General features: G+C 35.2%; 10 protein-coding genes. All 10 read right to left on the bottom strand.

Annotated elements, in window-relative coordinates; genetic code table 11:
- Window positions 1-174: 174 nt before the first annotated feature.
- The gene (locus NQ163_RS06975; protein WP_268189577.1) at window positions 175-363 is read right to left on the bottom strand and encodes a YgaP family membrane protein; all 189 of its coding nucleotides are present in this window, start codon (window positions 361-363) and stop codon (window positions 175-177) included.
- 11 nt (window positions 364-374) lie between these two features.
- Window positions 375-683 (bottom strand): hypothetical protein, encoded by a 309-nt coding sequence (locus NQ163_RS06970; protein ID WP_268189575.1) that lies wholly within the window; start codon window positions 681-683, stop codon window positions 375-377.
- A gap of 18 nt (window positions 684-701) precedes the next feature.
- Window positions 702-3,926, bottom strand: coding sequence for an efflux RND transporter permease subunit (locus NQ163_RS06965; protein ID WP_268189574.1), 3,225 nt, complete (start codon window positions 3,924-3,926; stop codon window positions 702-704).
- Between the two features lie 49 nt (window positions 3,927-3,975).
- Entirely contained in the window at window positions 3,976-5,058 is a 1,083-nt protein-coding gene (locus tag NQ163_RS06960; RefSeq protein WP_268189572.1) for an efflux RND transporter periplasmic adaptor subunit, read from the bottom strand.
- 29 nt (window positions 5,059-5,087) lie between these two features.
- Window positions 5,088-6,422: a TolC family protein gene (locus NQ163_RS06955; protein WP_268189571.1), complete on the bottom strand. Its 1,335-nt coding sequence runs from the start codon at window positions 6,420-6,422 to the stop codon at window positions 5,088-5,090.
- Window positions 6,423-6,714: 292 nt separating this feature from the next.
- Window positions 6,715-7,953 carry a competence/damage-inducible protein A gene (locus NQ163_RS06950; RefSeq protein ID WP_268189570.1) on the bottom strand — a complete coding sequence of 413 codons (1,239 nt, stop codon included), beginning with the start codon at window positions 7,951-7,953 and terminating at the stop codon, window positions 6,715-6,717.
- Window positions 7,954-7,965: 12 nt separating this feature from the next.
- Entirely contained in the window at window positions 7,966-9,213 is a 1,248-nt protein-coding gene (locus NQ163_RS06945) for a M48 family metallopeptidase (RefSeq protein ID WP_268189568.1), read from the bottom strand.
- A gap of 70 nt (window positions 9,214-9,283) precedes the next feature.
- Window positions 9,284-10,357, bottom strand: coding sequence for a DUF6340 family protein (locus NQ163_RS06940; RefSeq protein ID WP_268189567.1), 1,074 nt, complete (start codon window positions 10,355-10,357; stop codon window positions 9,284-9,286).
- Window positions 10,358-10,383: 26 nt separating this feature from the next.
- A complete protein-coding gene (locus NQ163_RS06935) occupies window positions 10,384-12,375 on the bottom strand; it encodes a hypothetical protein (RefSeq protein WP_268189566.1) in 1,992 nt (663 codons plus the stop codon).
- A 160-nt stretch (window positions 12,376-12,535) separates the two neighbouring features.
- On the bottom strand, window positions 12,536-13,018 hold the full coding sequence (locus NQ163_RS06930; protein WP_268189565.1) for a YciI family protein: 483 nt from the start codon (window positions 13,016-13,018) through the stop codon (window positions 12,536-12,538).
- Window positions 13,019-13,085 lie beyond the last annotated feature (67 nt).

The raw sequence follows: 13,085 nt of genomic DNA, 5'->3' as shown, positions 1-13,085 counted from the left end.
GATTAGTGTTTCAACTCCACTATTAAACCTAGCTAATTTCAGTAAAATCAATCTTACCTTTAGTATTTCCCACTAAAGTGTAACCAGTACAAATAAATCTACATTTGAATATTTAAAAAATCCCGAAACAAACATTTGCTTCGGGATTCTCAATCAATAAACAAAACTTGCGGATTAACTATCCACTTTAAAAACCTTTCTCAAAATATCATCCATTAAACACCATTTGGTGATTGAAGATTGTAAGAGATTTAAACCTACAAATGCTGTTAAAAACAACCAGTTAATATTTACATAGATTGCCAAAATAATACTTATCAGTACCAGGGTACCGGCAATTCCTCTTATAATTCTTTCTCTCATATCTATTTTATTTAAATAAACTTCTCAACATCAAGCATATATGCATGAATCGGGCTGCAACAATCAATTCCTTTATTGAACTCTTCAATCTGCTTCATTAATACATCCCCTTTTTCCTGGTTTAAAAAGGAAAAAGTAGCGATAGAGTCGTAATGATCTTTACTAGAGGCAAACCAATTTGGTGCCTCACATTTTCCACTACGTTTATTGGTATAACCTCTTACATCAAATTCGCTATAGGCATCAATACCTGCTGTATTGTATATCTGTTTTAGCTCTTTGTAAAATGCTTTCACACAAAAAATGATAACAACCTTCATATTTTCGACTTTATGTGATTATTCATTGGAAATTTCTATTTCTTCTTTTACTTCCGGATATTTCTTCTTCTCAGTCATGTAATAAATTAATGGTACAATCACTAAGGTTAAGAATGTTGAAGCTATCGATCCTCCCATTAAGGAAATTGCAAGTCCCTGGAAGATAGGATCAAACAGGATTACTACGGCACCAATTACCACGGTTCCTGCTGTCAGTAGAATTGGTGTAGTACGAACTGCACCAGCCTCAATTACTGCTTCCTTTAATGGCACTCCTTCGGCTAGTCTCAGATTGATAAAGTCGATCAACAGAATGGCATTTCGAACCATGATTCCTGCCAGGGCAATCATACCAATCATGGAAGTTGCTGTAAAAAATGCCCCCATTAACCAATGACCAATCAATATCCCAACAAGAGAAAGTGGTATGGAAACCATCATTACAAATGGGACTTTAAAATTCTGGAACCAACCAATAATCAACATGTAAATCACCAATAAAACCACGCCAAAAGCAGCTCCCAAATCGCGGAAAACTTCGTATGTAATTTGCCATTCGCCATCCCATTTCAAACTGTAATTGTCTTCGAAAAATGGTTGTTGTGTATACTCTTCCATTAACTCATATCCTTCTGGCACTTTAATATCAGTAAGATTATCCGATATTTCCATAATACCATAAACAGGGCTTTCCAATTTTCCGGCAACATCAGCAGTTACATAAACCACTCTTTTTTGGTTTTTCCTGTAAATACTTTTCTCTTTGATTTTTTCCTGGATATCAACAATATCCCCCAAAGGAATCAGTTGGCCCGATTGTGTAAGAACATTTACTTTCTTTAGATCAGTCAAGCTACTTCTGTCCTTTTCTTGTAGCCTCAAATCAATTCCTACTTGCTCATGTTCATGTTCCTGGTACAGTTGAGAAACCTCATGCCCTCGCAATGCCATATTTAAAGTATGAACCACCTGTTGAGTTGAAACCCCTGCCAACATGGCTTTTTCTTTATCCACATTGAACTGGAATTCGGTCTGATCATCCTCAACCAACCAATCTACATCAACCACATCATTGGTCTTTCCAAATATTCCTTTTAGCTGCTTAGCCACACTAATCTGACCTTCACTATCTGGTCCATAAATTTCAGCTACCAAGGTTGACATTACAGGTGGTCCCGGAGGAACTTCCACCACTTTTACATTGGCATTAAATTTCTTTCCGATTTCCTGCAGTCCAGGTCTCATCGCCTTGGCAATATCATGACTTTGCAGGTCCCGATCGTGCTTATGCGTAAGGTTTACCTGTATATCCGCAACATTCGATCCTTTTCTTAAATCGTAATGACGAACCAAACCATTAAAATTAATTGGTGCAGCAGTTCCAACATAGGTTTGGTAATCAACTACATTTTCTTGTTGAGCGATATAAGCTGCCAACTCCTTAGCCACCACAGCTGTACGTTCCAATGTTGTTCCTTCTGGCATGTCAATCACTACCTGGAATTCGTTCTTGTTATCGAACGGCAACATCTTTACTGCAACCATTTTAAAATAGATTAGAGTAGTTGAAGCCAGCAGAAGTACACTTACAATACTGATGAATCCCCAACGCTTCAATCGCGATTCCAACATTGGACGAATGGTGGCAGCATACATTTTATAGATTAAAGAATCTTCAAGTTTAAAAGCTTTTTCTTCTTTGCCTTCCTTCTCCTCGTGATGAAGCAAGCGATAGGCAAGGTAAGGCGTAATAGTAAGGGCCACCAGCAATGAGAATATCATGGCAATGGATGCACCTATTGGCATTGGACTCATGTAAGGCCCCATTAATCCGGAAACAAAAACCATCGGCAAAACGGCTGCAATTACCGTAAAAGTTGCCAGAATTGTTGGATTTCCCACTTCATCGATGGAACGTAAAGCAGCTTGCATAAATGGCAGACGCTTCATTTTAAAGTGCCTGTGCATATTCTCTGCAATGATAATGGAATCGTCAACCACAATCCCAGTTACAAAAACCAATGCAAAAAGCGTAATTCGATTTAATGTGTAATCGAGGAAGTAATAACTAAACATGGTTAATGCAAAAGTAATCGGAACCGAAAGAAATACAACCAATCCTCCACGCCACCCCATAGCCAGCATTACCACAAATGTTACGGCTACAATTGCACCAAGAAGGTGTAGTAACAACTCAGCTACCTTATCCGAGGCAGTTTCTCCATAATTCCTGGTTACATCAATCTGCACATCAGAAGGGATCAAATCTTTTTTTAGGGATTCTATCTTTGTCAGAATTTGTTCAGACACTTTCATTGCATCAGCACCGCGGCGTTTTGCCACAGAAATGGTAACTGCGGGATATTCTCCCTTAAACTGCACCTTTGCATCATTAATTTTACCATAACCAAAACTTACATATTGTGATGGTATTTCTGGTCCATCTATTACTTCTGCTACCTGTTTTAGATAGATTGGACTTCCCTTGTAAACTCCTACCACCAAATTGGATACATCATCAGCATTTTCCAGGAATTTACCCGTTTCAACAAGGTATTCCTTATCGTGACTATTAAATGATCCTGAACCAATTTGCTGATTTGACACCTGAATTTGTTGAGAGATGCTTAATGCATCAATATTATAACCAGCCATTTGTTCGCGATTTAAAACCACACGAACTTGACGCGAACGTCCACCAATTACTTTGGTTTCTGATACTTCATTTACCTTTTCAATTTCATTGTTTACTTCCTGTGCAATTCTCTTTAACTGAAAATCATCGTAAGTTTCGCTCCAAAAAGTCAGTCCAAGTACCGGAACATCATCTATTGCACGAGTTTTGATCAATGGCATGGAAGTTCCTTTCGGCATTTCATCCATGTGTTTCATAATCTCGTTGTACATTTTAACAAGAGATTTTTCAACATCTTCTCCTACATAAAACTGAACAATTAACATAGCTTGTCCCGGCATGGATGTAGAGTAAACATATTCTACCCCAGGTATGTTTGCAACAACTTTCTCAAGCGGTTGCATTACACGTGATTCAATTTCCGATGGGCTTGCTCCCGGATACATTAAAAAAATATCAGCAATGGGAACATCTATTTGTGGTTCTTCCTCTCTTGGTGTGAGGTAAGCGCTATACATTCCAATAATCATGAAAGCGACCATTAAAAGAGGAGTCAATTTTGAATTTATAAATAAGTTGGCGATACCGCCTGCAAATCCTGTTTTCATTTTCTAAACATTTGATGTTAGAACTTAATTTTACTTTTTGATGATCGAACTACTTAATGCTTATTTTTGCACCATCCCAAATTTTACCCTGGTACGAAACGATATACTTTTCTCCATCGCTTAATCCTGATAATACTTCAGTCATATTACCTTTGGTTTTACCAACTCGCACCCAGCGCAACATGGCTGTACCCATTTGACTCACTGTATAAACACCAGTTAGTTGTCCTTTTCTCACCAACACATTATTTGGAATCAAAATACCTGGCATCCCTCCTTTTTCGAGACTAACCTGTGCATACATACCACTAAATAATTTTGATATTTGACTTTCAGTTGGTTCCAAAAGAATCTTGGCTTCAAACTGATTCCCGGTATATAATGCTGAAGGATTTACTTCTGTGATTTTACCATTTACAATTTCATTTATTGCTTTAATTTTCACTTTTACAGGATCATTCTTTTGAATTTTTGAAATCTCTGTTTCAGGTATTCTTGCCAACACTTTATATTCTCCTGGTTTTTCAATAGCTACCAATGGCATTCCCGGAGAAGCCAAATCTCCTTCGTTCATATACTTTTTAGCAATAATTCCATGATAGGGTGCTCTTATCGCCGAGTATCGCAGCATTTCATTTATTTCAGCTTCCATTTGTTTCACAGTTTCCATCTCGGCTTTGGCCATATTGTAATGTGTCGTTACATCATCTAATTCTTTCTGAGAAGCACTTTTTTGTTCGAACAGAACAGTAAATCTCTTGTAATCCTTCTCCGCATTTTCAAAAGCAGCTTCCGCCTTAATCATATTGGCTTTCACCTGTGCCTTTTTGGCCTGTATGTCCTGATCCTTAATCTGAACCAACAACTGACCTTTGCTTACTTTTTGTCCAGGTTCTACAAATATCCTGGCAATCTGCCCCATAATACGTGTACTTAAGTTAGAATGAGTCTCAGCTTCAATCTTTCCCGAAAAATTCAAAAGTTCAGGTTGATTTGTCATTTTAACGGTTTGTACACTTACGGTAACATCCGCTTTCTGATTTTCCTTTACATTTGATTCACTACCGCACGATTGGAATCCCCAAGCTAGTGTGGCAGTTATTGCAATCAATAATATTGTCTTAGAGTTCATCTTTATTATTTTTTTGAGATTTGTTTTGCTTATTGTAATTCTTTCTCGAGCAGTAATTCCAAGTGGAAAACTGCTACATGATATTGATATAATGAGTTGATATAATCCAAATTTTTCATCATTGCCATCGATTCAGACTGCAATACATCAGTTGTTTTTTCCAATCCCTGCTTGTACCTGTTGGTTCTGATTCTATATGCTTCTTCGGCCTGATCCTTTGCCAATTTGCTTATTTCAATTCTATCGAAGGCAATTTTTAAGTTTCTTTTGGCAGCTTGTATCTCCATACTCGATTTGGATTGATAGTCGGCAAGATCCAATTCTGCAATCTTTAACTCTGCCCTTGCTTTCTGCACTCTACCAACATTTTTATACCCCTTAAAAATATCCCAGGATAAGCTTGCTCCAATCAGGTAATTATTGGCTGATGTTCCCAGCAGCTGAGAATCATTCCATTCATAAGCTCCAAAGGCATTCAAACGCGGAATAAATCTCATTTTTTCTGACTTCAGCATATTCTCACGAGCATCTAAACTTTTTTTGTAAGCCATTATATCGGAGCGTATTCCTTCATCCTGCCCTTTGTTTATTGCTTGTAAAAGAGAAGGCTTTTGATCTAATTTCTCGGTAGTCACAATTTCAGTTCGAATGTCAAACCCCAATATATAAGCTAATAATTCACCTGCCTGCTTTTGGGCATTGTTAGCATCAGCCAGCTGATTTTTTAATTCAAGCACACGAACTTTTGCAGATAACAAATCAGCCTCCTTTACATATCCTTGCTCCAGATTGTCTTTGGTTAATTGTAAAGCAGATTTTGCTGTTTCCAAAGATTTTCCAATCACATTAACTGCTTCATGTGCCAGTTCTAATTGGTAGTACGCCTTCTTAACTTCAAACTTTGTAAAGTTTATGGTTCGCTCCGTAGTATAATCTACAGCCTGCATTTTCGCATTGGCTGCTTTCCTACCATACAAACCATCAATATTAATTATGGGTTGCTGAACTTCAATTTTGGTATTGTAGTTCTCGATTCGATCCGGATCATTCAACAAAACAGGATTAAAATCGACTTGTGTCGTAATTTCCTGCTTCAGTTTAAAACCAAATGCTGCCAAGGGATCATTTGTTGTTATGGCAGTATGAGATAAATTTAAATTGGGAAGAAAAACTGAATTGGTCTGACGAAATTCTGCTTTTGCAGCCTTCCCTTTCTCTTTCGCTTTATTTATTTGCCTGTTGTTTTCTTCGGCTTTTTGCAAAGCATCTTTTAAACTCAATTTAAGTTCCGATTGCTGAGAAAATACCATTGGGGCATTTGTCATCACCAGAACAAAAGTCAATAGGTAGATAATGTTTCGCATGTTTATTGATTGTTTATTGATTGTTTATTGATTTTGATTCAAATGTATATACTTTCATCTATATATCCAAACATCTAGATGTGTTTAGCTTTTATTTAAATCTATATGTTAAAACACAAAACAAGATTAGTTACTGAAATTTAGCACATTAAAAAAGAAAAACCAACAAATACTTTATATAACATTATCTATTCTATTGAAATCTGAATGTAAATATCAAATTGAATTCCACTTACTCTCACAAAAAAAGGCTTGCCATAAAGCAAGCCTTCCAATAATATGCAATATCATTTTATTTCTCCAGTTCCTTTCGAAGTAAGTTCAATACTTTAAAAGCCGAAACCTTTATATTTCTTTCTCTCACTTTATACAGTTCAAGCTTTTCAGATCGCACACCAAAATCTCCTGCAAGTGCAATCCAAACAGTTCCCACGGGTTTTTCATCAGTTCCTCCATCAGGGCCTGCAATGCCAGAAGTTGCTACCGCATAATCAGTATTCAAAACTTTCCTGGCCCCTGTAGCCATTTGCTCAACTATCTCTTGACTTACCGCACCAAATTCCTCCAAATCTTTGGAATTTACACCTAAAACATTTTCTTTTATTTCATTGGAATAAGAAACTACACTCCCTTTAAAATAAGCTGAACTGCCAGCGTGAGATGTAATTAAATGAGCAATATATCCACCAGTACAACTCTCGGCGGTTCCTAAAGTTTTCCCTTTTTCCAATAAAAGTTCAGCTATACGTTCCTCAATGGCAATGTCGTCGTAAGCAAAAATATTATCTGGTAATATCTTCTTTAATTTTTGAACTTCCGCATCAACCATTTTTTCAAGTTCAGGTTTACTATCACCTGTAATGCTTAATCTAAGTCTTACTTTTCCAGGCGAAGGCAAATAAGCCAACTTCATATCCTGAGGTAAATTTCCCTCCCAATCACTTAACATTTGTGCCAAAACCGACTCACCTATTCCATCCGTCATAATGGTTTTGTGAACAATTTCGGAAGTTACAAAATGATCTGTTATTGCCGGTATCAATCCATTTTGCATGATTCCTTTCATTTCGAATGGCACGCCAGGCATCGATACCAGGATACGTTTATCTTTCTCGAACCACATGCATGGTGCAGAACCAAAATCATTAGGAATGATTCTCGCTCTATCAGGTATCAAGGCCTGTTCTCTATTGAAACGATTCATTGGAATTCCATACTTAGCAAGTCGATCCTGAATCTTTTGATACAATTCATCATCCTGAATGAGCTTCATTCCAAAATAATCACTCAAAGTCTTCTTTGTGATATCGTCATTTGTTGGACCTAAACCTCCAGTCATTAATACAAGAGGTGATCTCTTCATTGCAGCTTCAATTGTTTTTACAATGTCATCTGCCTCGTCTGATATACTTGTGATCTTGGATACGCCGATTCCATATTTACTTAGCTCTTTCGCCATCCAGGCAGAATTTGTATCTACAACTTGCCCAATCAATATCTCATCCCCAATGGTGATAATTTCTGCTTGCATTCCTTTTTATAATTAGTCTTTGTTCTTTGTAAAATTTATTGCTTTCAATCTTTGCAGTAAAGTTGGATGCGAATAATAGAAAAACACATATGCCTTATGTGGTGTAAGATTACTTAATGTACTAACCGAAAGTTTTATTAAAGCATCCCCCAATGATTGTCCATCGTAATTTTGTTTTGCATACTCATCTGCCTGATATTCGTTAGCTCTTGAAAGTAGATTCATCCCTAATCCTAAAACGGTGGAAATTGGAGAATATAAAATACCGAAAGCAATTAAACCCAAATGGAAAGCATGTTGTTCAGCTCCAAGAGCTGACGATAAGTTTTCATTGCCAATAAAAAGAGAAAAGATGTAAAACATCAATCCGGTTTGAAGCAATGACAAAATGATTCCACTTCGGGTATGTTTTTTCTTGTAATGGCCAATTTCATGCGCTAAAACCGCAACAATTTCCTGGGTTGATAATTCACTAATTAAAGTATCAAATAGTACAATTCGTTTCTTTGCTCCTAGGCCACTGAAATAGGCATTTCCTTTCGATGATCTTTTTGAGCCATCCATCACAAATACATTATCAAGCTTAAAGCCTGTCTTGTGGGCAAACTTTTGAATCTCATCTTTCAATTCACCATCCTCTAATGGGGTCTGTTTATTAAATAAAGGAACAATTAATGAGGAGTAAAACATCGTCATAAAAATCATGAATACTGCCAAAACAGCCCAAGCCATCCACCAGAAATTATTGGTAGTTTGAAGATAAATCCAAATTAACAGAGCAAGTAATCCTCCACCAATTAGCATACCCAATATCCCTCCCTTGATCAAATCCAGGATGAAAGTTTTTAGTGTAGTTCTGTTAAAACCATACTTTTCTTCAATCACAAAGGTTGAATAATACGAAAATGGCAAGCTAATGACGCTCGATGCCATCATGATCACTCCGAAGAAAAGCAAGGCTAACCAGATTGGATTGGTAGTATATTCGCGTACCATCTCATCAACCCAGGCAAATCCCCCCAAAGCAATCATTAAAAAGCTTGTTGCAAAACTAATTACCGATGAAATAAAGCTCAACTTGTATTTCTCTTTCTGATACTCCTGTGATTTCAGGTACTTCTCTTTCTCATAGATACCTTCTAAAATCTTTGGAAGCGTTGGGGTCCATTTTTTTAGATTTAAAATATCTAATACTCTTTCAAGAATAAAATCAAAACTTAAGATAAAAAGTATGATATATAAAATTGTAGCTGCTGTCATGTTCTTGTTTTTAGTCTAGAAAACAAAATTAAAAAACCCCTGAAACTATACACTTCCAGGGGATCTTTTTTTATTCTGTTTTCTCTTTTCCAAAGAATTTGTCGAGTAAATAATTATTTTGCGTTCTACCAATTAATTCTTTATAATACTCTTTTACATATTTAAATTCCTTTGGCTCTTTATCAATCTCTCTATACTTTTTAATGGCTCTTCTCACCCACCTACTCGCCTCTTGATATTCTTCCTTTAATTCGTATGCCAATGCCATGTTGTAACATGCCCTACCTGCTAATTTCTTATCATCTGAATCTACATGTTTTTTCCACATTTCAATTGCCTGATCAACACTATCATTATTCAAATAATAACTAGCGAAAGAAAAATCCTGATGCCCGGCAATGAAGTATTTCCTTGTAAAAGAAATCCAGCTTGGTGAAATTAAATCCGCATAATCCCGACCTACATCATAGGCTACTTCGGCATTTATCTCTGCACGTTTAGGCATTTTCTCCTCTATCAATTTTGTGTAGGAGTAAGAACTGGTTTCTGTAAATAAACTATCCGCAATCATTCTTACATCATGAAATTTTTGGGACAATGGGTCATAAATTCTCCAGACAGCAAAATACTTTACATCTGTTATTCCCCAGTTTTCTTCGCCTTCTATGATTTCATATTCATTAGATATTTGAAGGTCTTCCAGGCATATTAAAATATCTGAACCGTTAGACTCACAAATACTATCAACTCTATCCCAAGACATGGGATCATAATGTCTATCCCCTACAACATGATTTTCAGGTAATCGTGTATATGAAACGCTGTCCAATTCAAAATATGCAGAGAGATTTTCATTTAAACCTAAATGACAATTAATGGCACGAATTTCAGAATAATCAACACTATCTTTTAATGTTAAATTATTTACCTCATAATATTTCGATAAAGTATCCAAGTCAAAACTCAAATTTCGATCAACAAATCCAATGGTCTTAACATCAGGTGGAATAATTACTTTGGGTGCCTTTAGCCCTTCAAAATCATATAATGCCATGGTTTGGCAACCAGCAAAAATAATGGGTAAAACACCTAATAAAAGGAATTTTCGAAAATTACGCTTTGTAAAAGATATTTGTTTTGTCATTAGTGTAAAATTTCTTGTGGTTAGAATTAATTTCCTAGCCAGTATTTTCTCAAAAACCATTCCAAAACCATTAATATGATAATAAAACTTAATAAATATATTAAACTTACTGCATTACCATAATTAGATTCATAAGAAATTGTTGGTTTTATATCTATATCATTCAGAAAGTGAGTTTTTATCTTCTTGGAATCAAAACTACGAAAGTAGGTTCCATTCGTACTTCCTGAGATTTGTTTTAATGTTATAGTTTCCGCTTGCAATCTTTTCGATTCAATGGTATTGGAACGAACTATAAATTCACCGGAACGTACCAGATTCTCATCCAATCCAACTGTCTGAACTTTATAATTATATCTTCCATTTTTTAAACTACTGATTGTTAAATCATAGTCATTTTCATTTCTTGAAAACTGATAATTATATGTCTTTTCATCTTCATTAGTTAATACAAATTGAAGGTCTAATTTGTTTATTAACTCATAACTATCATTATACAATTCGGCTTGAATTTTCACTTGCTTTCCTTCTGCAAAGTCATTATCATGCCTAATAATCAACTGATCCTTCTTCTCTTTTAAAGCCAAATACTGTATGATCCTATTGACAATATCATTAAAATGTGTATTCGAATCAAACAATTGAAATTCACTCAATTTCCAACGCCACATCCCTTCTCCAAATATCCAACCCATTTTTCGATCTTGAACAGAGCCAAATGCAATTAATGGATATTGTGTATCTACTCCTTTTATTTTCTGGTAAGCTAATGTTTGAAATTCACTGTTCAAATTAATATCTCCAAAAGGAGTTCGAATCGGTGGTAATTTCTCAAATACATTTTTTTCTTTCGATTGCAGATTAAACAAAGAAAAATTCTGATTCTCCAAATAAACAGCATCCTGATAATACTCATTTTCGCCATTTAAACGAACTCCAAGATTTAAAGAGTTCAATACATTTAAATCTGAACTTGCTCCCACAACAATTAAAGCTGGTATTTTAGCCAATTCAATTTTCTTGAACAAATCCTTATAATTCTTTCTTTTGGATGGTATTTGGTACAATACAATCAAATTGGTTTCTTCAAAACTTACTTGCTTTTGATTTAAATTAACCAATTCAAAGTCGAAATTAGAATTTTCCAATATTGCTGATTTAATGGCTGCAATGTCTGGATGATATTGATCGAAAGCGATTACAATTTTTCTTTTGGAATCTAAAATATCGACAACAAAGTCGGCAGAATTATTCTTTAGAGTATATTCTTCGAAAGCGGAACTAACTTTTACATTATATCTTTGCAAGCCTTTTTGCTCAGCATCTAACAAATAATTTTTTTCAAGGTAAAAGCTCTTTCCCGCAACATTTATTTCCTCTTGTAATAAGAGTTTAGCCTTATTTCTTATCTCTACAAGGAGTTTTTTATTGTTAACATTCAAGGCCTTAATTCCTATTTTTACTGGCAATTTGGTATTTGTAAAACCAATTTGATTCGATTTTAACGAAAAAATAGACACATCATTAATCTCCAATGTATCTCCAAGCTGAATCGTATGAATTGGCATACCAATATCAGAGCTCAAATAACGAGGATTTGCACCTGAATTGTATAATCCATCACTAGCCAAAAGCATTCGAACATTTCCCAAACTTCCATAATTGTCTTTTACAAACTGAAATAAGGAAGAAAAATCGCTTATAGGTTCATTAAAATGCAATTTTGATAAGGCTGAAACCTTTTCACCAAAACTTAAAGATTTTACATCATAATCATCTTGTAAGGAATTTATCAATTCGTTCAGATCAGAAGGGTATTGATTTAAATAATAAGATGAGTCCTGTCCTAATTTCAAGGACATTGAATTATCCTGAGCAACAATTAAAACTGGTTTATTTTTAATTCTCTTTTGGTACTTAATCCTTGGACCTATTAATAAAAACAGCAATAAAAAAACAACTATAAAACGCAAACCAGCAAGTATGGCCGTTTTCCAAACAGTTATTTCTTTTATCAAGATTTGTTTGTAAAAATATAAGCGATATACAATTGCTATCGAAAGCAAAAACATCGGTAATATCCACCACAATGAGTATTCGGTAACCAGAGAAATATCCAACTTTATTCTTTTTTATGTAGCAAATTTAATAAACTATTCTATATGCACCGTATTAACTCTATTGCTCACTCACATTTTGCTTTTGTAAACTCTTGTGAATTTCATTTACCTGCTTCAAAGCAGCGGAACCATACCAAGGATGTAATTCCATTACCAACCGACCTGCTTTTATTGCCGGATCTGTCTCTGTTAAGGCCTTAGCTTCTTCAATGGTTTCAACATTAAAAATATAAATCCCCCTAATTTCACCATCATCGAAAAATGGACCAGCCAAAACCAACTTACCTTCATCTGCCAAGCTTTCAATATTTTCTAAATGAGCTTTCTGTAGTTTGGCAGCGGTAATAGAATCATGACTGCGAACAGGTCCTCGCTTTAAAAATGCCATAACATACTTACTCATACCATACTGATCGGCTTTCAATTTAATTGCTAATTCAGCATCATATCCCTTTTTTATTTTATTCCCATCAGATTGGTTAGATGAACACGACAAAAAGATACCAAAGGCGATAAAAAGCCCATATTTAATAAGTTTCATAGCATTTATTTTATTCTGATTGAATCTAAAAAAGCAAGATAATTAAACTTTTAAACTTCTTTAACAC

The sequence above is a fragment of the Marinifilum sp. D737 genome (assembly GCF_026672275.1).
Lineage (GTDB): Bacteria > Bacteroidota > Bacteroidia > Bacteroidales > Marinifilaceae > Marinifilum.
The sequence above is the reverse complement of the archived record's forward strand: the minus strand, read 5'-3'. Positions and strand labels throughout refer to the sequence as shown.